Source organism: Bifidobacterium sp. ESL1118, assembly GCF_058505595.1.
The window spans coordinates 826,663-850,252 of sequence record NZ_CP196371.1 but is presented as its reverse complement, the minus strand read 5'-3'; the positions used below and the strand labels follow the sequence as shown (position 1 = coordinate 850,252).

At 56.2% G+C, this 23,590-nt stretch carries 14 protein-coding genes and 1 pseudogene; 3 read left to right on the top strand and 12 right to left on the bottom strand.

Annotated elements, in window-relative coordinates:
- The first annotated feature begins 32 nt into the window (after positions 1 to 32).
- Positions 33 to 1,751 carry an MDR family MFS transporter gene (locus ACSYSS_RS03280; protein WP_491704048.1) on the top strand — a complete coding sequence of 573 codons (1,719 nt, stop codon included), beginning with the start codon at positions 33 to 35 and terminating at the stop codon, positions 1,749 to 1,751.
- Between the two features lie 80 nt (positions 1,752 to 1,831).
- Here ACSYSS_RS03280 and ACSYSS_RS03275 read toward each other — a convergent pair whose 3' ends face one another.
- The 7 genes from ACSYSS_RS03275 to nrdD all read right to left on the bottom strand — a co-directional run bounded on the left by ACSYSS_RS03275 (position 1,832) and on the right by nrdD (position 16,582).
- Positions 1,832 to 2,503 (bottom strand): HNH endonuclease family protein, encoded by a 672-nt coding sequence (locus ACSYSS_RS03275; RefSeq protein WP_491704047.1) that lies wholly within the window; start codon positions 2,501 to 2,503, stop codon positions 1,832 to 1,834.
- A 226-nt stretch (positions 2,504 to 2,729) separates the two neighbouring features.
- Complete coding sequence (locus tag ACSYSS_RS03270) at positions 2,730 to 5,426, bottom strand: ATP-binding cassette domain-containing protein (protein WP_491704046.1); 2,697 nt, start codon at positions 5,424 to 5,426, stop codon at positions 2,730 to 2,732.
- A gap of 242 nt (positions 5,427 to 5,668) precedes the next feature.
- The gene (rnhB, locus tag ACSYSS_RS03265) at positions 5,669 to 6,397 is read right to left on the bottom strand and encodes a ribonuclease HII (RefSeq protein WP_491704202.1); all 729 of its coding nucleotides are present in this window, start codon (positions 6,395 to 6,397) and stop codon (positions 5,669 to 5,671) included.
- 74 nt (positions 6,398 to 6,471) lie between these two features.
- Positions 6,472 to 7,332 (bottom strand): signal peptidase I, encoded by an 861-nt coding sequence (gene lepB / locus ACSYSS_RS03260; RefSeq protein WP_491704045.1) that lies wholly within the window; start codon positions 7,330 to 7,332, stop codon positions 6,472 to 6,474.
- A gap of 293 nt (positions 7,333 to 7,625) precedes the next feature.
- A complete protein-coding gene (locus ACSYSS_RS03255) occupies positions 7,626 to 12,701 on the bottom strand; it encodes an acyl-CoA dehydratase activase-related protein (protein WP_491704201.1) in 5,076 nt (1,691 codons plus the stop codon).
- Between the two features lie 383 nt (positions 12,702 to 13,084).
- Positions 13,085 to 13,777: an anaerobic ribonucleoside-triphosphate reductase activating protein gene (gene nrdG, locus ACSYSS_RS03250; RefSeq protein ID WP_491704044.1), complete on the bottom strand. Its 693-nt coding sequence runs from the start codon at positions 13,775 to 13,777 to the stop codon at positions 13,085 to 13,087.
- Positions 13,778 to 14,188: 411 nt separating this feature from the next.
- Entirely contained in the window at positions 14,189 to 16,582 is a 2,394-nt protein-coding gene (gene nrdD / locus ACSYSS_RS03245) for an anaerobic ribonucleoside-triphosphate reductase (protein WP_491704200.1), read from the bottom strand.
- A gap of 355 nt (positions 16,583 to 16,937) precedes the next feature.
- Here nrdD and xseA point away from each other — a divergent pair, with 355 nt between their 5' ends.
- Positions 16,938 to 18,242 (top strand): exodeoxyribonuclease VII large subunit, encoded by a 1,305-nt coding sequence (gene xseA / locus ACSYSS_RS03240; protein ID WP_491704043.1) that lies wholly within the window; start codon positions 16,938 to 16,940, stop codon positions 18,240 to 18,242.
- A 64-nt stretch (positions 18,243 to 18,306) separates the two neighbouring features.
- Positions 18,307 to 18,609, top strand: coding sequence for an exodeoxyribonuclease VII small subunit (locus ACSYSS_RS03235; protein ID WP_491704042.1), 303 nt, complete (start codon positions 18,307 to 18,309; stop codon positions 18,607 to 18,609).
- A 302-nt stretch (positions 18,610 to 18,911) separates the two neighbouring features.
- Here ACSYSS_RS03235 and ACSYSS_RS03230 read toward each other — a convergent pair.
- The 5 genes and pseudogenes from ACSYSS_RS03230 to ACSYSS_RS03210 form a co-directional block, all read right to left on the bottom strand.
- Positions 18,912 to 19,466 (bottom strand): annotated as a pseudogene (locus ACSYSS_RS03230) (endonuclease/exonuclease/phosphatase family protein); the annotation flags it as partial.
- A 421-nt stretch (positions 19,467 to 19,887) separates the two neighbouring features.
- Positions 19,888 to 20,688 carry an alpha/beta fold hydrolase gene (locus tag ACSYSS_RS03225; RefSeq protein ID WP_491704041.1) on the bottom strand — a complete coding sequence of 267 codons (801 nt, stop codon included), beginning with the start codon at positions 20,686 to 20,688 and terminating at the stop codon, positions 19,888 to 19,890.
- A gap of 184 nt (positions 20,689 to 20,872) precedes the next feature.
- A complete protein-coding gene (secG, locus tag ACSYSS_RS03220; protein WP_491704199.1) occupies positions 20,873 to 21,061 on the bottom strand; it encodes a preprotein translocase subunit SecG in 189 nt (62 codons plus the stop codon).
- 147 nt (positions 21,062 to 21,208) lie between these two features.
- The gene (gene tpiA / locus ACSYSS_RS03215) at positions 21,209 to 22,009 is read right to left on the bottom strand and encodes a triose-phosphate isomerase (RefSeq protein ID WP_491704040.1); all 801 of its coding nucleotides are present in this window, start codon (positions 22,007 to 22,009) and stop codon (positions 21,209 to 21,211) included.
- 215 nt (positions 22,010 to 22,224) lie between these two features.
- Positions 22,225 to 23,430, bottom strand: a complete 1,206-nt coding sequence (locus ACSYSS_RS03210) for a phosphoglycerate kinase (protein ID WP_491704039.1) — start codon at positions 23,428 to 23,430, stop codon at positions 22,225 to 22,227.
- Between the last annotated feature and the right edge of the window lie 160 nt (positions 23,431 to 23,590).

The window sequence follows — 23,590 nt, the reverse complement described above, 5'->3', positions numbered from 1 at the left end:
GACACAAACAGTGAAAAAGGAGTCATTGAGCCGTGCAGGAAACAGTTCAGAAAGGCCGCAAACGCGATTTATCAACCCCCTTGCAAAAGGGCCAAACGTATGTGGACGGACACCTCACGCATGCTGCGTTCATATCCATTGCAGTGCTCACTTTCATTACCTTTCTGGGCAATTTCACACAGTTGCAGCTAAGCGCGGCACTGCCCACCATTGTCTCCGAGTTCCACATCAGCGTGACCACCGGCCAGTGGCTCACCTCCATCATCCAGCTAGTGCAGGGCGTCATGGTGCCACTCACAGCCTATCTGACACGCCGGTTCTCCACACGTCAGATAGCCATCACCTCAATGGGTGTCTTCACCATCGGCTCTCTGTTGGCCTGGCAAAGCCATATCTTTGCGATTGTCCTCTTGGGACGCACACTGGAGGCCATCGGCTCGGGGGTGATGTGGCCAGTGCTGCAAATCACCGTATTCTCAATCTATCCGCTCGCCAAACGAGGACTGGCTATGGGCACTGTTGGCATGGCCATGAGCGTTGCCCCGGCCATCGGTCCTACGTTCGGCGGTTGGCAGACCGATGCCACTGGGTGGCGCTCCATCTTCCTGACGTTGAGCATCGCTGGCTGCATCGCTCTGCTCCTGGCCATATTCGGACTGCATAATTTCAACCAAAAAGACAAGATGGCTAAAGCAGACTTCTTCTCAGTATGCCTTTCGGTCATCGGCTTTGGTAGTCTGCTCTATGGCTTCACCAATATTGAGTCATATCCATTCTCAAGTCCAATGGTCTGGCTGATGATGCTCGTGGGATTCCTTGGAATCGTCTGGTTCGTTGTCAGACAAGTCAAAAATGCAAAGGCATTTGACTCTGCTCGCACTGAACTTATCGAACTACGTAACATCGAAGGAAAAGACAAGCCGATTCCCAGACCTTATGAAAACTGGGATGACGAACCTGTGGTCAATCTTCACTTTGGCCGCCGTAAAACGCACGAGGGCACATATGCAGAAGAACTGAAAAACGTCCAGCCGCCACTGCTTGATTTAACGGTACTTAGGAACCGCAACTTCATGGTGGGCACGCTTGTAGCCGCACTGAGCTTTTTCGCCTTCAGTTCCATCAACGTAATCTTGCCACTCTATATTCAAACAGATCGTGGATATATGGCGACGATATCTGGATTGGTGATGCTTCCCGGAGCCTTGGGTCAATGCATCTCCCAATTTGGTGGCGGACGCATGCTCGATAAATTCGGTGCGCGTCCTACAGCCCTCATAGGTTCAAGCATTCTATTCATCGGTACCCTTATGATGAGTTTCATCGGCGGAGGAACTGTTATTTGGTGGGTTTCCATTTGCCAGTTTATTCGTCAAGTGGGCATGGGATTCGTACTGATGCCTTGCACCACATGGTCCCTCAACTGCCTGGATCCAAAGGACGTGTCGGCAGGATCGGCTGTCACGAACACCATAAGGCAAGTCTCCGGTGCTATAGGATCGCCTGTACTGGTCATTCTTATGGAGACGTTCACCTCACTACGTGAACAGTCGCTGGGCACAAGCCACACCGCAGCCATCGCATCAAGCATCTTCGGCGTACGCATGTCGTTGTGCATCAGCGCAGTCATCGCCTTCGCCATGGTGGCCACAGTGTTCCTGGGGGTGAAAGGCAAAGGCGCCGGCTCCACGAGAGATATGACCCAGCGTGCCATCCACGCCATGCAGACGCACATAGGCACCAACGACTAACATTCAAGACAAACTCTGGTCAAACTGGTGTAAAGGCTGGCAGAAAGTGACGAATTGAACCGCTGAAACGTCACTTTCCGTCAGCTCTCCGGCACGGATTGCGACGGACATGACCTGAGCACACCGCCGATGGCCTGCTTCTCCTTGGTCGTCATCGAAAGATCATATTGTTCCTTGACCCCGATTTGCCTAGCCACATACGCACAGCGGTAACTGGGGTCCTTCGGGAGCCAATAGGCGGCCGAAGCCGACCCCTTCTCTTGGTTGGAAGGCCCGTCCACCGCCAACAGGTTGTACATATCGTTGCCATACCGCTCAAGTTCAGCGGCATCCCAGTTTCTGGCCCCAGACTGCCAAGCGTTCTCCAATGCGACAACATGGTCTATCTGCACTGCTGCACTCGTCTGCCGCCCACGCACGAACTGAATGTCATTGCCGGTGTATGGGTCATGAAGCCTGCCCGAACTCACCTGGCATGCAACTGCGCCCGTATGGGTCACACGACTCATATCACGCTGCAGCACATCGTCACGCACAGTGCAACCGTTGCCATCGGTATCGACACTGTTGTATAGGAATGCGTCACGGTCGTATGATGAAGCCTTTGGAGCATCATCCACACGAAGCGTCCGTAGAACCTCGGCAGCGGGCCCGGACGCGATGAATCTTCCGGTAATCTGTGCAAAAGGACGGCTTACCTGGGGTAGCAACAATCCCAGAAGAATGCCAAGCACAACAGCAGCAGCAGCCATAATGCTCACCCTGCAGTGCAAAGCACCCGAACCCCCTGGATGCCTAGAGAAATGGGCACCGTTGTGCCGTTCACGATGCCTTGAAACCTGTGTCAGCACCCATCGTACTGGGATCCGGGTCTTCTTCTGATGTCTTTGAATATGATGCTTGCAAGCCCGATGACCTGCATCCCCCGTTGTATGCCGATCGCTGCCCTTCACGCCACACTCCCCACTCTCCTGGAATTCACTGACCGTTCTCGTGATTATAGGAGATACGAGCTTGAGTGACGGCACCGAAGGGCACTAACCGTACGACGTCCAGCGTAGGGGCGAATGAGCACAATGCCAGGACCACTGCCGTCACACCGGGCACGGGTGCCAACGCCTTGGTGAGCAGCAGCATCACAGAAACCGAAATCGCAGCAATGGCCGCCACCATGCTCATGGCCATGCAGACACTCCCCTTACGGCGTAGACGTCGACGTTCAAGGCATAGTTTTTGCGTCCTGGATATGTTCATATGCATACGCTGTGAACTTTGACCGAACCTGATCATCTCGTTGAGTCCACGGACATCATTTGCGGTCCGTTCGTCGATCGCTGTTTCATCGGAGACGATGACGGATGCGAGCGAACGGATGCTGCGTAGCAGGAGCAACCCCAAAGCCACTGCAATCACAATGTAAGCCACAACCAGAACCACCGCATAGTAGGGTTCAAGAAGGACCGAAACAGCCACGCATACTGCACACACCGCCGCCGCAACAATGGCCGTGCAGTTGGTTTGATGTTGCGATACCTTGAGCCAATACGGGTTCATGGCCTCTGCAGTCGTGCTGCTACTGGGTTTTCGCGTCTGTGTCTGCTGGTTCTCTTCGACCTGGAGCAGGTCATGCGATGAGGACGTTGAGACCATTCGGCTCAAATCATTCGATTTCGAGTGCCCAATCACGCCAGAGTCGAGCCATTGCCCAATGCAACCGAACGCAAACCATAGCAATGCGGACACCACAACGCCGATGCACGACCTAAATGCATCCAATCCCCAAAGGCCATGCCCACCCTCGGCTGCAAGTGCCAGAACGGCGCAGACAGGCGCGAATATGCCTGCAAGGCGCTCGACAACGCGACTAATACACGAACCCACCACTTGCGCGGTTCCTGGGGCTTGCTGTGGCCAATGCCCAATCATATTGGCTGCGGGCCCATGCGATCGGGTGATTGCCTCGGCTTCATGAATGTCGGAGCGCTCAGAAATCTCGCAAGCCGAACCATGAGACGGCAATGCACCGGCTCCGGCCTCAGCTTTGGTTGCAAAGGTCTGCCCAGAAAGCAAGGAATCCGAATTCCCGTTGGTGCCGGTCTCCAATTCTTGCGGTGTCCCAATGAATGCCGCCTGTCCGGCATCCATGAGCACCACGTTGTCACCTTGAGCAGCGTCATGGAAGTCTGTGGTAATCAAAAGAACCGTTTTTGTCCGTGCCAGTTCATGGATCGCAGAGCTGATGGCCTGTGCGCTCTGGGAATCCACGCCATCCAAAGCGTGCTCGAACACATACACCGAACAATCGCACAGCAGCGCTCGTGCCAAGATGAGCCTCAGCCGCTGTCCTTCGCTCAAGCCGCCGCCATCGGGATGAATCGGTGTGTCGAGGCCTTCAGGCTGAGTGTAGACAAAGCCATCGATCCGGGCACGATTGAGTGCCAGCCACATATCGTCTACACTGGCCTGCGGTGCCGCCGCAGCCAAATTGCTGCGCAATGTTCCCTCAAAGAACAGACTGCCGTTGCCGATAATGGCCACGGCAGTGGCCAATGAAGGCAGTGTCAGCTGCCGCAGTTCAATATTTTCCAAGCCTTCGGAAAGCTTCGGCCTGAGTTGAATCGATCCTTCATAGTCATTGACTGTGCCAGCCAATAATGCGGAGATGACCTCCACACCAGACCCCTCACTACCCGCAACCACCGTCAATTGGCCGGGTTCTGCGGTAAAGCTCAAGTCCTTGATACCGTTCGCATCACCGACGGCAGTGGAACTGACACCGTCGAACGACAACGAATAAGCATCCAGTCCCAAACGTAAACGCTCATCGCTACGCACAGGGGCCGTGATGTCAAGAAGCCGTGCAATGCGAACACAGGCATGAACACCACTCTCATCCGCTACGACACCACCTAAGAGACGATGCATGGGAATCAGCAGACAAGCACTGAGCAGAACGACGGTTACAGCCTTGGAAATGGACAAGACACCGGCAGCATAGTGTGAAACGACAATCAGGACAACCGCTGAAAATGTGGCGCACAACACCAACCCAACCACCATCGTGCTTATCGGAACAATCGCATGGCTTTTGTGGCGGGTACAGACAGACGCAACGACTCCAATCAACAGAAGGCAGACCAGCAATGGCCACATTGCATCAATGTCGAGGGCCGCCACAGTGATGCCAAGCGTCAGCAATGCCAAGGCAGAAAAGGCCAGTTCTGGAATCGACATCGCCATAAAGACCCGTACCCGCGTCAGGCCTTCCGACAGAGCGAAGGCGAATTCTCCCTCATGCTCTCGCCCACAACCGGCCACACCGAGATCAAGCATCTTGCCGTACAACTGCTCATGAAGATAGAGATCGATACGCTCATCGATTTTGTTGCCAAAATAACATGACAATCGGTATGCAATATAGCCCACAATCGCAACGACAACCAGCAATTCGATGAAGACGGCAAAACTGCCGGCCACGACAGGAGCCGTTTGCGGTTGAGCCGAGGTTCTGACCTTGCCACCGTGACCGTCGTGAGCAGAGACCACCTTGAGCGCAGGATGCCCCATCTTTACGTCCATCCGGGAAAGCGGAACGGCAAGATAGGCCACAAGCGTGAAAATGAAGCCAATGGCGGCAAGAAACGTAGTCCACAATGACAGAGTTTTCGCCGCCATCAGCAATCCTGTGTGTGGAACGAGAGAACGTAAACGCTTGCCAGCCATTTCAAACCTTTCGCGAAATGCGCGAATGAAGACACATACGACTATATATGATATGGCTTCCCCTGCTCATTTCGACTCGCCGCCAAACGGCAATCCATCCTGACAATCGGCCGGAAATACTGCCCTCGCCCTGCAAATTCGCATACGACCGACAAACACGTGAGAAAGTTTACCCATCCTACACGCAACCAGCATCAAACCAAATGCCAGGTGACCCGATGGAGGTCACTGGGGCCAAACTCCCGTATCGCCCGGCGATGGGCAGCGGATCCATAACCCTTGTTGCGTTCCCACGCGTATGGGGCGTATTTCGGGTCGCTGAGCGCGAGAGACGTCATGAGACGGTCACGAGTCACCTTGGCAATGACCGAGGCAGCAGAGACCAAGGCACAGCTTTGGTCGGCCTTCACCCGTGTAGTGACATGCGGCAGCCTCGGCACTTCAGGAGCGTCGAAGGTACCCGATGCCTTCGATATGTAGTCGTTCGGGCCATCGAGAATGGCACCGATCGTTACGGAACCCGCAATTCTGCCGGAACCGTTTGCTCCGTCATTGACATCCACATCATGACATCCCATGCCAAACCCACGCTCCAGATCGTCGAGCGCACGCAACGCTGCGACACCAAGGGCATGGCTGATGCCCCACTCATCGATCTCCCTGTTGCTCGCCCGGCCGACGGCACTTGCCGAACACCAATCCTGCAGAGGCTTGTACAGCACCTCACGTTGATGCGGGGTGAGTAGTTTCGAATCGGCAAGGCCCGTGGGCACCTGTGCAGACGCCACATCGCGTGCCCACATCGCCGATGCGCCCACCATCACGGGCCCTGCCAAGGCACCCCGACCCACCTCGTCGAAACCGACGATGAGATCAAACCCGCAAGAGGCCAAATCACGTTCGAGACGCAAATCGGGCACCATATGAGTCGACTGCCTCTTCACAAGATTTGAGCTGGATCCAATATGCTTCACCACGCGCTCGGTATTATCGCTGTTCATGATTGTGCCGCGGCTGGGACGCGGTCGAACACCTCATGATGCGACTTCATCGTTCCGAAACGGCGAATCGGCAGGAATGTGAACAGTGCCTTGCCTCTGATATTGCGCATTGGCACCAAACCATCGTTCCCATCATTGGCATGCCATCTGGAATCTGCCGAGTTCGCACGGTTGTCTCCTAAAACAAACACATTCCCCGGCTTCACCTTGACGCTAAACGCAAAATCACTCGGATTAACGCCCTGTTTGATATACGAGCTTTCGTCTATCGCCACACCATTGACCGTAACCGGATAGCCTTTGCCTTCACACTCCACAGTGTCACCGGGCAAACCGATAAGTCGTTTGACCAATGTATCGGTCAACGGACTGTTGTCTCTGGCACCAAGCCAGTTCGCGGGATCCTTGAACACCACCACATCCCCACGCTTGGGTTTGATGATATTCGGGGTGAGTTTGGTGACAAAGATCCGGTCACCGATCTCAATGGTATCCATCATCGAGCCAGAGGGAACTCTATAGGTGGCAAACAGCAGAAACAGGACAATGAACATTAAAACGAAATACAGCAAGGTGTCCCTGGCGAAAGACCAGCCGCTTTCTCTATCATCCTGGCCATGTGACTTGGCATGTGCAGGTCTGCACCGATGACCACCCATACCTGACACAGGCTCTTGGACGGATTGCGCAGAATTTGAGGAAGAATCAGGCTCCGTGTCAAAGGCTATATGCTGGGAACCTGTAAACGAGGCATCCTTCGAATCCGTCTTGACCTTGGAACCGTTTTGCCCTGCATGAGATACAGAGGGTAATCCACCGGGCTGCACCTCATCTTGTTCATCGGCAGTCACAGTCATTGCAGTCCCTTCACCCTCAGCATTCAGTGCATCATCATTACTGCAGAGCCTCCACCGCAGTATTCAACCAATTCATTGTAGCTTTTGAACACGAAATTCACATATCACCATGAAAACCAGCAAGGCAACGCTTGAATTCGTTTGTTTCCAGTCTGCCTGACAACATGACAATCTTAGAATCTCCCGAGTGTTGATGCTTTGCAACATACAAAAGTGAGGCAACAAAGACTTCATGTTACTTCGGGCATTCACTCGATAATCAAACCTCCGCTCACTGAACAGACCCCGGTCAATCAGTCGGCGGACGTAATTTTCTGATGGTTCTTCTTGGCAGTGGAGACCATGAGCTTGATGCGGTTGAGCTGATTGGCCTGCGAAGCACCAGGGTCATAGTCTATGGAGACGATATTGGCCTCGGGGTGAAGCCTACGAATCTTGCCGAACATGCCACGACCTGTCACATGGTTAGGCAGGCAGGCGAACGGCTGGGCGCACACCACATTGGGACAGCCAGACTGGATAAGCTCAAGAATCTCGCCTGTAAGCAACCAGCCCTCACCGGCCTGGACACCGATGGAGGTGACAGTGCTGGCCAGCTTGACCAGCTCAGGCATCGGGGTGTCCTGACTGAACTTACCATGAGCCAAATCGATGGCACGGCGCACGGGATTGAGGATGCGATCGAGCCCCCAGCGCATGACGGCGTATGCGTTCTTGCTGCCACCGGTACCAAGGTATTTCTCGCGCCAATCGGTGATGTAGGGGCCGGTGGTCATGAACTCCATGATGCCGGGCACCACGGCCTCACAACCCTGCTCCTCAAGCTGGTCGACCAAGTGATTGTTGGCATCCGGATGGTATTTCACCAGAATCTCTCCCACAACGCCGACACGAGGCTTGCGCGGGATGTTCCTCAACGGCAGTGCATCGAAGCTCTTGACAATTTCCTTGAGCAACTGCTGGTAGGGTAGATAGCCTTTGCCGATCTTCTTCTTGGCGGTCTTGGAATAGCCGTGGTGCTCGATGGTCTCGCGCACGATGGTGTCCCACATTTCGTAGAGCGCGTTGGCGCTGCCCTTCACCTTTTCGTAAGGACGCACACGGTAGTGACATTTCATAAGCAAATCGCCTATGACGAGCGCTTTCAACGCACGCCAAAGCAGCTGAGGGGTGGCGGTGAAACCGGGGTTGTCTTCGATGCCCTGTGTGGAGATGGCGATGACCGGCACCTGAGGGTAGCCGGCGTCCACCAGAGCCTTGCGGATGAGACCATAATAGTTTGTGGCTCGACACATGCCGCCGGTCTGCGAGATGGCCAGGCACACCTTGTTGGGGTCATACTTGCCCTTGACGATGGCATCCACCAACTGGCCGACCACCATGATGGCCGGGTAGCAGGCATCGTTGTTCACATATTTGAGGCCGGTCTCCACGTCCTGCCGGTCTGCGGTCTTCAGGATGTCGAACTTGTAGCCACCGGAGCGAATCACAGCCTCAACCAAACTCATGTGCACCGGGCTCATCTGCGGGCAGATGATGGTGTAGTCGCGACGCATCTCCTTCTGGAACTTCACCTTCTTGGCGTAGGCGCTCAGTGTACCCTTGCGCTTTTTGGGCTTGGCATCGACGGTCTGGGCCGTGGCAGCCGGATCAGAGGCAGACTGACCATTTGATGATGAAGCATGCGAACCACTGGCACCACCCTTGGCGTTGGCGCGACGGGAGGCTTCTTTAACCGCCTCAGTGAGATTGGGATTGGCCTTCATGACGGTGTCGAGCAGCACCTGACGACCAGGTGTGGGGGCAGCCGAACCGGTCTTGCGGAATTCGCCGGTCTTTGCTGCGACCGCCGAATCGCCATCGGCTACATTGGCTGCGGCAGCACCGTCATTGCCCTGAGCTGTGTCAGAAGTTTCAATGGTGTCTTTCTGTATGGCGTCAGCTCTGCTCTGCGCGGCATCGACGGCAGCCTGGGCACGAGCCAGCTCATCCTTGGCAGCCTTGAGCTTGGCCTCGGCAGCACTAAGTTCCTCCTGACGCTGGGCTTGCTCTTCTTGGGCCGCCTTGGCAACGGCTTCATCCTGTGCCGGGGTTGCCTCGGTTGCCTTCTCAGCGGATTCGAGACCCACAGCTGAGCTGTCACCGGCACCACCCTTGGCATCAATAGCTTCAGCTGCCTTGGCAAGGCGGGCCTTGTTGGCCTCGCGTTCCTCCACCGCAGCCTTGAGGGAACGCAGACGAATCTTTGCCGCTCCGAGATTGCTCACCTCGTCGATCTTGAGCAACGTGTACACGTCGGCTTTCTCTGCAAGAATCTCGCTGACCTGGTCGGTGGTGATGGCATCGATGCCGCAACCGAAGGAATTGAGCTGTACCAATTCCAGCCCCGGATAGCTCGCCACGAAATTCGCCGCAGCATACAAGCGGCTGTGGTAGGCCCACTGGTTGGCCACGCGAAGCGGCATCTTGGTGACCTTCCGGTCACCCACCTTGCGGAAACCGCCCTTGTCCTTGGCCCGTGGGTCCTGCTCACCTTCGGCAAGATACTCGCTCAGATGAAGATTCTCTCCCGGCTGTAGCTCACAGATGGAGTCTTCGGAGAGCACCACCATACCCAGCGAGCAGATGGTCTCGGGGATGCCGTGGTTGATCTCAGGGTCGATGTGGTAGGGGCGGCCGGCCAACACAATGCCACGGCAGTTGTGCTCCTTCATGTAGGCCAGGGCACGCAGACCCTCCTGCTGCACATCGTGCTTGAAGATCTTGTCTTCAGCGTACGCAGCCTTGACGGCCTTCTCGGCCTCCTCACGGGTGACGTTCGTCCAGGCGAACTCCTCGACGATGCGGTCGACCATGAGGTCATGATCCGCCAAGTTGAAGTAAGGGCGCATGTAGCGGACGCCCTCCTGGCGCAGCTCAGGCATGTTCGCCTCGATGACCACGGGGTAGTTCGCCACAACCGGGCAATTGTAATGGTTGTCCGTGTCACCTTCGACGAGGTTCTCCTCATAGGAGACGCACGGGTAGAAAATGGTTTTGATCCCGCGAGAAAGCAGCCACTTGATATGGCCATGCACCATCTTGGCCGGGTAGCAGATGTTGTCGGAAGCTATGGACTCGATGCCGCTCTGGAAGAGCTCATGGCTGGACCGGCCGGAGAGACGGACCTTGAAGCCGAGGTTGGTGAGCAGTGTGAACCAGAAAGGATAGTTCTCGTACATGTTGAGCACGCGCGGGATGCCGATCTCGCCGCGGTAGGCCTTTTTGTCGGTGAGCCTGCGGTAGGCGAAGACCCGCTTGTACTTGTAATCGTAGAGGTTCGGCCTGTCGCTTCTCTCGGCCTTGGCGTCTGCACCACGCTCGCAGCGGTTGCCCGTCACATACCGGGAACCATCCTGGAATGTGGTGATGGTGAGTTTGCACTTGTTCTGGCAACGGTTGCACACGTCGCGGCTGCTCGTCATCGACAGACTATCGAGCGCATCGCCCAGGATGATGCCCGAGCGGGTGTGCGGTGCCGATTCGTCGGTCTCATGCGCATCCTCATAGTGCATTCTGGCGGTCAGGGCCGCCCCGTAGGCACCCATGAGACCGGCGATGTTGGGACGCGTGACCTCGCGGCCGGTGAGCAGCTCGAAGGCACGGAGCACCGCGTCGTTGAGGAACGTACCGCCCTGCACCTCCACCGTGTCGCCCAGCTGGCCGGCATCGCGCAACTTGATGACCTTATAGAGCGCGTTGCGCACCACGGAGTAGCACAGGCCTGCAGCGATGTTCTCCACGGTGGCGCCTTCCTTCTGCGCCTGCTTGACCGAGGAGTTCATGAACACAGTGCAGCGCGAACCCAGGTCCACCGGGTGGTCGGAGGCCAGCGCCGCCTTGGTGAATTCCTCGATGGAAAGCCCCATGGACTGGGCGAAGGTCTGCAGGAAGGAGCCACAGCCTGAGGAACACGCCTCATTGACGGAGATCGAATCGATCACGCCGTCGGAGATGGCCAGATATTTCATGTCCTGACCGCCGATGTCGATGACGGAAGTGACACCTGGACTCACCATTTCGGCACCACGATAATGGGCCATGGTCTCCACCACACCTTCGTCGAGGTGCAGACCGGTAGAGATAAGCCCCTCACCGTAGCCGGTGGAGCAGCTGCGGGCGATGTATGCCTCCGGGGGAAGCTCCTTCTCGATCTTCTTGACGATTTCAATGGCTGCATCCAACGGACTGCCATCATTGGTGGCATAGGACGACCATACAATCTCTCGGTCGTCGTTGACGAGTGTGGCCTTGATGGTGGTGCTTCCAGCGTCGATACCTAGGAAATGGGGACCTTTGGCACCTTCAAGCGTCTTGACCTTGATGCGCTCTTTGTGATGTCGTTCGTTGAAGGCCCTGCGGTCCTCCTCGGTTTCGAACAAGGGCGGCATTGTGGCCGTGTTGATCGGTCGGTTCTTGAGCGACTCCAGGTCTTCCAAAATGTCAGCACAGGTGCGTGGAGCGAAAGCCTTACTCTCATCGGAATCGTCGTCACCGGCAATGAGCGCCGAACCATAGGCTACATACAGGTGGGCGTTCTCTGGAAGGATGAACTTATCGACTTTACCGTCAAGCGCCCTGGCAAACGCGTCTCGCAATCCGGAAAGGAAGAAGAGCGGACCGCCCAGAAAAATCACATTACCGTGGATGGGACGGCCCGAGGCCAAGCCGCCAATGGTCTGCGTGGCTACAGCAGTGAAAATGGAGGCTGCAAGATCAGGCTTGTCAGCACCATCATTAATGAGTGGTTGCAGGTCTGACTTGGCAAACACGCCACAACGCGAAGCGATTGGATACAGAATCTTATAGTTTTTGCTCATCTCGTTGAGGCCGGAGGCATCCGTATCGAGAAGCGTCGCCATCTGGTCGATGAACGCCCCTGTGCCACCGGCGCACGAACCATTCATGCGTTGCTCGGGGGTGGGTTTCAAATACGTAATCTTCGCGTCTTCGCCACCCAGCTCGATGATGACGTCAGCATCGGGGTACACCTGATCGATGGCACGGGTCTCTGCAATGACCTCCTGTACAAATGGCACGCTCAGGTCATCGGCGAGCCCCAGACCTCCGGAACCGGTGATAGCCAGCCGTATAGGCCGGCCATCCTCACCCTGTTGTTGCAACTGGCTCTGGATGTCGCGCAGCAGCCCCGCCACCGTGGCACGTACGTTGGCATTGTGGCGACGGTAGTCAGAGAATATTGTGTCCTTGAGGTCATCGTCGGCATCAAGCACCACTGCCTTGACTGTGGTGGAACCGATGTCAAGCCCGACTCTCAAAGGAGCCTTCGGTGGATTCTGCGGGAGTGCCGATTTATCGTTTGCCGCCATGGCGTTCAACGCTTCAGCCATACATTCACCTCTTTGCAATCGGCCTGAGACGTTTGTCCAGCGAATTCTCGCAAAGCCGATATGTACAAAATCATATATAGCTAGGATAGTCCGCAGACCCGTCTTATATAGACCACAACGCAGTGATTCAGCTCACAGACACAGAAAATGTGCGATACATCTCTTGACAATTTAAGCAAATCTGTATGTTTTATGATGTTCATCGGCATTTTACCGGCCCTGATGACGCCGGTCACGCAGCTCCAGACAGGCTATCCGTTCAACGAGCTTCTCCGCACTGATACCAGCCACACACCGCAATTTTGTGTAGGCACGCGAACGCTGTAATTTGCGTGAACGACCCAACCAATTGCAGTGATCGCTCAGCTTGCGGCACCCTCGCCGGCAGCACGGTCCTTGCCATAGACCTCCGGTATAAACCGCTCCTGATCGTGCAGTTTGCCCCAGATCACCGGCTTACCCTCGGCAAACGATTGCCGCACGTCGATGATGCGCTGATTCTTCGAGCCGCGAAATTGCAACAGAGAGTCATGTTGATCCTTGAGATATCGACCATCCACAAGCACATCGATCCCATGCAGCAGGTCGAGCTTGTCTTGACTCTCCCCCGGACGCATGAGCTCCTCCCATGTGTAACCCGTCCAACTCCAAATGTCCTTGGTGCGACCGAATTCCTGGCGTATGCGATTGGTTAGCCTGAGTAGCACCCCTGTGTTGAGCAGCGGCTCTCCACCGAGGAAAGTCACCCCCTGCACGAAATCGTTGGAAAGATCATCGATGACCGTGTCCTCGAAATCCTGCGTATAGGGATGGCCAGCCTGAAAGTCCCAGATGGACTCGTTGAAGCACTCCTCGCAATGGAACGGGCAGCCTGACACATACACCGAGCAGCGGATGCCCTCGCCGTCCGTCATAAGGAAACGCTTGTAGTCGGCGATCATATCGTGGCTCATGGCATCGCTCGTCCACTGCCCCGCCTTGGGGTTGTTGGCCAGCGACGTAGGAATCGAAGGCCCACGACCGGTCTCCGTCTTTGCAAAATCATGAAGGGTCATTGATGCTTCCTCGTTGATTAAATCTCGAGGTTCCCCACAGATGCGCGTTGCACTGGACGCTCCAAGGCCGCTCGGCCGGTCTTATGTCAGCCCAACACATACCTGTGGACAACTTCTCCCACCAGTAAACTAATAGAATACAAATTTTCACGCTTCATCTATGCGCTAGCACCAAGCACCTTTACGCGAATGTTGATGAGTTCGTGATTGCGTTGCGACGAACGGAACTGCCCCACACATGAGCAGCTGTCCACAAGTGTGTGTTGTTCTGGCATAGGCTTGGCCGAATGGCCTTGAGTGTCCAGAACAACACGCACTTGTGGTCAACTGCGGAGTTGATACGCGCTGAGGAGCCCATTGCAACGCAATCATGGACTCCTCAGCGCATCAAGTTTAAAGGATCAGCGGACCCTATTTGGTCTCCGCGTACCACTCGCGTGTGCTGCCGTCCTTCAGGGTCACATGGCCGGTCTCGCCGCTCATGTGCTTGGCGCGATGCGCGAGTTCCTCGTGACGGCCATGGACCATCGGTCGCTGCACCGGATTGCCCAGGTATCCACAGGTGCGCTTGGTCACGTTGCACTTATCAGGGTCGGAATTGCCGCATTCCGGGCACTTATAGCCTTCCTCAGTGGGCTCAAAGTCGCCTTCGAAGCCGCAGACGAAGCAGTGGTCGATCGGCGTGTTGGTGCCGAGGTAACCGATGCCGATGTTGTAGGCATAGTCCCACACAGCCTCCAACGCCTTTGGATTGGACTGCAGGCACGGGAACTCGCAGTAGTTGATGAACCCGCCTGCGGCATAGTACGGGAAGTCCTTCTCGTAGTCGAGCTTCTCCATCGGAGTGGGCGAAAGCCAGACCGGGTAATGGAAGGAATTGGTGTAGAAGTCATGGTCGGTGACGCCTGGCACACGACCAAACTTCTCACGGTCAAGCCGGTTGAACTTGTCCGTAAGGCTCTCAGCAGGTGTGGAATAGACGGAGTAATGATAGCCCTCGGCCTTCTCCCATTCCTTGCACAGCTCGTTCATGCGGCGCACGATGGAAAGTGCGAATTCCTTGCCTTCCGGATCCCAGCTGTGGTCGGTCATCCAATCCTTGCCGTAGAACACGCTTGTGGCCTCATATAGACCGATGTAGCCCAATGAGACGGTGGAACGCGAACGGTTGAAGAGCTGGTCCACGTTGTCAGTGGCATCGAGTCTGCCGAACGCGCCATAACGATACAGCGTGGGGGCATTCACCGGCGTTGCCTGCTTGCAACGCATGATGCGGAACTGGAGCGCCTCGTGTGCCACGTTCATACGCTCCCCAAAGATCTTCCAGAACCGGTCTTTGTCGCCGCGGGACTCCAATGCGATGCGCGGGATGTTGACCGTGACCACGCCGAGATTCATGCGGCCTTCCTCCTCGTCCTTGCCGGTGTCTGGATTGATCCAGCCCTGCAGGAAGGAACGGCAGCCCATCGGCGCCTTGAAGGACCCAGTAATCTTCACGATGTTCTCATAGAAGAGGATATCGGGATACATGCGTTTGGTGCTGCACTCCAACGCAAGCTGCTTCATGTCGTAGTTCGGGTCGCCGGGGTCGGCGTTGATGCCGTGCTTGATGGTGTAGGTGAGCTTCGGGAAGATGGCTGTATGACGATCCTTGCCGAGACCGCGGATACGGTTCAAAAAGATGGCGCGAGTAATCTCACGGGCAAACCAGTCGGTGCCCAGACCGAAGCCGACGGTCACGAACGGAGTCTGGCCATTTGAGACGCGGTTGGAGTTAATCTGGTATTCCATGGTCTGCATGGCATCGTAGATGGCCTTGCGGGTCATGATCTTGGCGTAGATCTCGCGAATCTGCTCAAGGCGTGGGGCATCCTTATGGAACGGCTCGTCCTGCGGCAGCGGTTCACGGCCCTCGAAGTGCAGCGTATCGGGCTCTTGCTTTTTGAGACCGTCGACCATATCCTGTGCCACTTCGACGGACATGGAGACCGGAATGAGAGCGTGTGCCATCCTCAAGTGCTTATCATAATCTTTCTTCGCATACTCGGCGAGCATCTCGTCGGCACGATTGACCGTCTGGCCGCCATACTGGTCACCGGCGATATCCTTGATGATCTGAGTGATCTGCGTGGCGGCAGTGCCGATGGACTTTGGCGAGTCCATCATGGCGTTGCCCAGCTCGAAGCCATTCCTGAGCATGTCACCAAAATCGGGCAGTGAGCAGTTGGTCATGGCGGTAAAGGGCGAATAATCCGCGTCGTGGAAGTGGATGTCGCCCTTCATGTGGGCGTTGGAGACGTCCTTGGGCAACATGCTAAACGCGGATGCCTTGGAGACGGCACCAGCCAATAGGTCACGCTGAGTGGCATAGACGTTGGAATCCTTGTTGGCGTTCTCCTTGACGATCTGAGGATCCCGACTGACCAGGCGGTTGACGGCCTCATTGATGTCAGTGGCCTTGGCACGTTCGATATCCTTGTTGAGGCGATAGTTGGTGTAGCAACGGGCCACATCGTACTCGTGGTCTTCCACCAGCCCGTGCTCCACCAGACTCTGGATGTCCTCAATCTTCGCCGGTCCGTTGTAACGGGCTTTGACCTCGCCCTCAACCTGATTGGCCAGATTACGAATGAGCTGCTCTTCCTGGGGGCCGACCTCCTTTTCGAGATCCTTATACGCCGACTTGACGGCGGTGATGATGTTCAGCGGGTCAAAATCGACCACACGCCCATCGCGTTTCTCTACAAACACCGTCTTTGTCCTCGAATCGGAAACTGCAGTCCTGTCCATGACCGTGGCATCCATCTTGTCCGTCTCCCTCTTTGCTCGGCTTCCTGCCTCAAACCACTTTGGCAAGTGCAAACTACATACGTGTAGCTTGATGACTTACATCACTGTATAACGCACCATAAACACGATATTTAGGGACTCAAACAGCCGCAAGACCCTACATCTAGTATTTTGGCGCAATATCGCCGTTCTTCATCCCAACTGTTCGGACCGGAAAAAATCGACGTTGAGGAACGCCTGAAAACCATCGGAGTGTCGCAAATCATTGCTTCAGACCACATGACTCCATATTCATTGGGCATCATCCATACTCAACCTAATCGGCTTCGCACTCACGGTTTTGTCCGTTCACCCGAGGAACCTTAGAGGCATGATTGACACGAACTCACCCTTTGACCGGCACGAATCTGGGTCAGGCATTGCGAATGCGCCCAAACCACTCGACCAGCTGCCACGGCTTGCACGGGACACCACGGCCGAAAACCCCTGGCCAGTGAGCGTTCTGAGCCAGAAATACCACAATGCGGTCACCAGATGGCCAAGCACTTGGATTGAGGGCCAGATCGTAGAAATCAACATGCGCAGATCAAGCTCCGGATACATCACCCTACGCGACAATTTCGAAGAGATATCAATCTCCGTGATGGGCTTCAGCCGTTTCGTGGCCATGGCCCGACAATTCAGGCAGGGCGACAGGGTGGTAATCCACGGCAGACCTGACATCTGGGTGAAGGCGACCAGGCTGAGCTTCGTGGCCGACGACATTCGGCGTATAGGCGCCGGCGACCTCAAGGCACAGATCGACGAACTACGCAAGAAGCTTAAGGGTGAGGGGCTCTTCGACATCGAAAACAAGGTGGAGCTGCCCGAGTTTCCCAAGTGCATCGGCCTCATCTGCGCCCCGCAGGCACGAGCCGAAGGAGACGTCATCACCAACGTGAACCTGCGATGGCCCGCGGTGACCTTCAAGGTGGTGCACGCCCACGTGCAGGGAGCCAACTGCCCTGGCGACGTGATTGCCGCCATCCGTAAGCTCGATGCCGACCCGGATGTGGATGTCATCATTGTGGCCCGTGGCGGAGGTAGCTTTGAGGACCTCATCGGCTTTTCCGACGAAGGCGTGGTGAGAGCCACTGCAGCCTGCGTGACCCCAATCGTCTCTGCTGTGGGCCACGAGGACGATTGGACGCTCATCGACCTCGCCGCCGACCTGCGGGCCTCCACCCCCACCGACGCAGCCAAGAAAGTGGTGCCCGATGTACGCGAGCAATGGCAGTTGGTGCAAAACTCCATCACCCAAATGCGTATGCGCGCGCAAGGCACGGTGGAGAACGAAACCCGGTTGATTGAGGGATATGCCAGTCGGCCTAGCCTGACCCATCCGGAAACCATGCTGGAACCGCACGAACGCTTCGTGGACGAGGCCCGTCAGCACATGAGGCTCGGATTGACCAGGATTATCGACGACTCAGACATGACAATCGAGAAACTGCACGCCAGCTTGACCGCCCTGAGCCCACAATCCACGCTCGACCGTGGCTATGCAGTGGTACAGAATGCCGGCGGACAGGTGATTGATGACGCATCACAGACCGATGTGGGCGAGACTCTGACGCTGACGCTCAAGCACGGGAGTGTGGTGAGCGAGGTATCCGCGGTCGAACCTGACGAATAAGCCGATCCTTATTTATCTGCACATATTCCATACAATGGCATAACCAACAACATCTAGGAGCAACATGAGCGACGACAAGAAACAAACCGAAACCGAGGCACCGGCATCAAGCCTCACAGACAAGGAACGCGCGGAGATTGCCGCTCTCCCTTACGAGGAGGCGCGCGACAGGCTCATCAAGGCCGTGCAGGCGCTGGAGGCCGGAGGCTTGAACCTAGACCAGTCCATGCGCCAGTGGGAAGTGGGCGAGGCCTTGGCCAAGCGGGCGCAATCGCTCTTGGCTAACGTGCGCGCAAAGCTGGAGGCAGCACAAAGCGCACAGGAATCCACCGCAGCCACAGCTGGCACCCAGTCCAACCTCGAGTGACACAGTCACCTTTCACGGTAGATCATTTCGATTCCCGCGATTCATAACGCGAAATGGCCCTTTTCAAAGGAAATTATTTCAATTCCCCTGATTATTGATATAAAACGGCACTGTTCAGGGGAACCATTTCTTACTCCCGTAAAAAGTGGCATTTTTGTCAATGATCATGGGAGCCCATACCGTGATTCCCATGATCATGCCCTTGGCAGGCCTCACACGGCAATGGTGGCCAGCAACGCTGCATGGTCAGAACCGGGAATGCGCTTTGATTCCACTTGGCCGGCGCTCATGCCACGGTCGAGCACCACGTGGTCGATGCCAACGAATTTGGGAACACCATGGATATTCGCAGGCCAAGTCAAGACCAGCCCATGCCCCGACTGACGGGCGGCATCAGTGAAACGGTCGCCCAGGAAATTGCGGAACGCCGTGTGATCATAGCTCGCGTTGAAGTCCCCCATGAACACGTAACGGGTCTGCGTGTGAGAACGCATGGCCGCCAAATCACCAAGCGAACGCTCCCAACGGCTCCATCTGCCCGACTTGGGTGAAGTGGTGTGCACACTGACGAAGCGCACATCTGTCTTGCCGCCGCCGAAGCTCACCGTGCCGCCCGGCATGAACGACGAGGCGGAATGGACGTCATCGTCGGAAGGCGAATCAAGCGGTGTTGCACTCCACAGACCATTGCCATACTTTCCGTCGGCAGAGGACACTTGGGAATACGGCAGGTAATCGTCGATGCCCGCTCCTTCAAGCGCCTTGACGAAACTCCTCGTGGTCTCTTGCAGCGCCAACACCTCCACGCGCTGGTCACGGACCAGATCGACGATGGCCTGCGGATCGGCCTGTCCCATGTACACGTTCGCGGTCATCACTCTGGCGTAATTGTCAGTCGTATCGGGCACACGCTCCCCCACTGCATGGACAGCGGCGACCGGCAGATCGGCAGAGGGGGCAAAGAACGGGTACTGGTACCAAGCCTGAGCGCAGACGCAGAGCAACGCTAGCAGCGCGGCAATCCAACATTTGGAGGCAAGGGCACAGATGAGGGCCACAACGGCAACTAATGCAAACACCGGCATGAGTGCAGCCGCCGCAGGCAAATATGGCAACGACTGGATCTCTTCGGGCAAGCTACGAACAACGACACCAATCAAAGCCAGCAAAACGAGCACAATGGCAAGCATCGAGAGCACTACGTGAAAGAAGCCCCCGACCAAGCTCCTGCGTTTTCTCGTACCATTACCCACCATACCGCCTCCATTCTGTTCGGCCCTAGCTGGCGAGCACTCGCTGGGCCCATACTGCCAGCAGCTCCCTCACCGCTTCGGGTTGATCGACGTGGATGTTGTGGCCTGCCGGATCGATGACCTTGTAGACCGCGTTCGGATAGTGCCGTAACAGCACGTTCTTTTGGTCTTCATAGCCCACGACCTGATCCTGCTTGCCACAGACAATGAGCACGGGTCCATCATAGGTGCCAAACCGCGACTCAGGAACCTCGCTCAGCCAATATCGGCTGCTCAAACGAGCGCCGGCATCCTGATCGTAAAGTTTGGTGCCAGGCAGAATGTAGCGCTGGTAAAGGCGCCACGACTCGAAGGACTGGTTGACCCCCATCTGAAGAAACTCAAGGAGCTGGCTCTGGTCGACTTTGTTGGTGAGTGCAGGATTGGGGTTCGCCACCACGTGCCGGGCGACGTTGCGGTGGGAGCGCACAGGATCAACCACCGAGGCGATCAGGGCTACACCTTTGACACGCTGCGGATCTTTCGACAACACGTATCGCGCGAACGCCCCACCCATGGAGTTGCCCACCAAGGCAAACGGCTGATCACCCACGATCTCGTCGATGGCTTCGAGGGTCCATTGCGCCATCTCCTGCAGACCGCCGGGGGCGGCAAGCGCTGGAGTATGACCGTGGCCGGGCAAGTCGATGTAGATGCGCTGCATGCCCTCAGGAAATGCCGAATCAAGCATCATAAGGCCCCGATGGTCCATGCCCATGCCGTGCAGCATGACCACTGGCAAACTCTCACCTTGCTTGGCGACATAAGGCTTCGGTACAACCGACATCCGCACATCCAATCCGACTCGATACGGCGACCAGCGTCGTAACAACTGAACCAAAATTCAACAAAAGAAGCTGCATCTGAACTACGTCAGAAGCAGCTTCGCCTGAACCATCCGAACATCCAACCAACAGCGGAACAGCCGACACAGCCGGCACTACAGCTCGGCGGCCGTCACTAAGGCAGAATCAGATAAGCTTAAACTTATACATGAGTCCCAAAGCAATGATGATGGCGACCCACACAATGGCGATGCCCACAGTGATCCTGTTGAGGTTCTTCTCAGCCACACCGGAGGTGCCTGCGTTCTTGGTCAAGCCTCCGCCGAACATATCGGAAAGACCACCGCCCTTGCCGCGATGCATAAGAATCGTCATGATCAGGAAGAAGCTCAGGATGGCGAGAATAATCTTAAGCGCGCGTGATATCACGAGAATAGCTGTGGCTGACACGGATAAACCTCCAAATACGTACTATGAATAATTGTATGATACCCCATGAGTGCAACATATCGCGACTGCGAATCATTTGCCCTCAGAAGTTTTTTCGGCAAGCCGGCAAATCAAGGAAAACTCGTCGGGGTCCAGCGAGGCACCGCCGATGAGGAAACCATCCACATCGTTTTGGTCAATGGTCTCCACGGCGTTTTTCGACGTGACCGAGCCGCCGTAGAGAATACGCACGGACTGTGCCACCTCGGCATTGAAGGTTTTTCCCAAATCGTCACGTATGGCCTTTGCCGCCTCTTGGGCTGAAGCAGCCGTGGCCACCATGCCGGTGCCAATGGCCCAGACAGGCTCGTAGGCGATGACCATCTTCGCCGCCTGCTCGTTCGAAAGATCACGCGTCACATCGTGAACCTGACCTACGGCATACTCAAGCTCAATGCCCTCACGGCGCTCCTCCAGCCCCTCTCCCACACACAGGATCGGCTTCATGCCTGCAGTCAGCACGGCACGGACCTGATCGACGATGTTGGCGTCGTCCACGGGATGATACTTACGCCGTTCGGAATGCCCGATGATGACGTACGAGCAACCCAGTCTCGCGAGCATATCGGCGGAGACATCACCGGTGAACGCCCCCTGATTGGTGACCGACACAGTCTGGGCACCGTATTTGATATTGAGCTTGTCTGCCTCGACCAGAACCTGCACGCTGCGCAACGAAGTGAAGGACGGCATGAGCGCCACCTCACAACGCTTATAGTCGAAGTGGACGTCACGCAGCAGCCAGGCGAGCTTCTGCACAACATATGTGGCCTCGAGGTGATCGAAGTTCATCTTCCAGTTCCCCACAACCAAGGGGGTACGTACAGCCGCCATATCGCTTCTTTCCGCATGCGGCCCAGCCTAAGCTTGAAAGCCCGCACGCCATCGCCATGAATCCACGCCATAGACACCCGATACAACAAACGTGGGCATGCCCAAAGACATGCCCACGAACTGTCTGTTAGCAACCTATAATGCAGGCCGCCAGGTGTGCGATAAGTCTACCGCGCGTTTGCGACCGCACTTGCCACAGTCCACTCAGCCGGAACCTACTCAAGCACCGCCAGCCCCGGAAGCGTCTTGCCTTCGAGGAACTCGAGCGAGGCACCGCCGCCTGTCGAGATGTGCGAGAAGTCCTCGTCCTTGAAACCGAGGTGCCGCACTGCTGAAGCGGAATCGCCGCCGCCGACGATGGTGAACGCACCGGCCTTCGTGGCATCCACGAGGCCTTGGGCCACGGCCTTGGTGCCGGCCTGGAACTCCTTGACCTCGAACACGCCCATGGGCCCGTTCCAGACGACGGTCTTGGAATCGACGATCTTGTCATGGAAGAGCTTGCCGGATTCGGGCCCGATGTCGAGGCCCATCATGTCGGAAGGAATGGCATCCGCAGGAACGACCTTCGGATCAACCGGAGTGCCCTCGGACGGGAACCCTGGGTTCACCACGATGTCCGTGGGCAACACGAGCTCGACACCGCGCTCCTTGGCGGTCTTGATGTAACCCTTGACCGTGTCGAGCTGGTCTTCCTCAAGCAATGAGGTGCCGACCTCGTAGCCCTCGGCCTTGAGGAAGGTGAAGACCATGCCGCCGCCGATGACGAGACGGTCGGCCTTGGAAAGCAGGTTCTCGATGACGCCGAGCTTGTCGGAGACCTTCGATCCGCCGAGCACCACGGTGAATGGACGCTCAGGATTTTCGGTGGCGCGAGAAAGTGCCTTGACTTCCTTTTCGATGAGCTTACCTGCAGCGCTGGGCAGCACCTTGGCCACATCATAATCCGAACCTTGGGCGCGGTGCACCACGCCGAAACCATCGGAGACGAAGACGTCAGCCAGCGCTGCGATCTTCTTGGCATAGGCCGAACGCTCGGCCTCGTCCTTGCTGGTCTCCTCGGGGTTGTAACGCACGTTCTGCAGCAGCACCACGTCGCCATCGTTCATTGCGGCCACTTTTGCCTGCGCATCGGCACCATAGGTGTCTTCTGCAAGCGTGACATCGCAGCCAAGGAGCTCGCCAAGGCGCTTTGCAACGGGCGCGAGCGAAAGCTCAGGAACGACCTTGCCCTTCGGACGGCCCAAATGAGCCATGACGATGACCTTGGCACCGTCGGCACACAGTTCCTTCAGCGTTGGCAAAGCCGCCCTAATACGTCCGTCATCTGTGATTTCGGTACCATTCAGCGGAACATTAAAATCGGCACGAACCAAAACCTTCTTGCCTTTTAGATCTCCCAAATCCTTGAGTGTCTTCATGTATTTCCTTCCCTGCTACCCGGGTTCTCAAACAGAGGAACCCGTACCAGTGTGCAATATACAGCACAATCGTCTTCATTTTACAAAAGGGAACGAACAAGAAATGTGAACGCTAACAACAAGCGTATACCATAACGATCTTAAAGAGCATATCCAGACG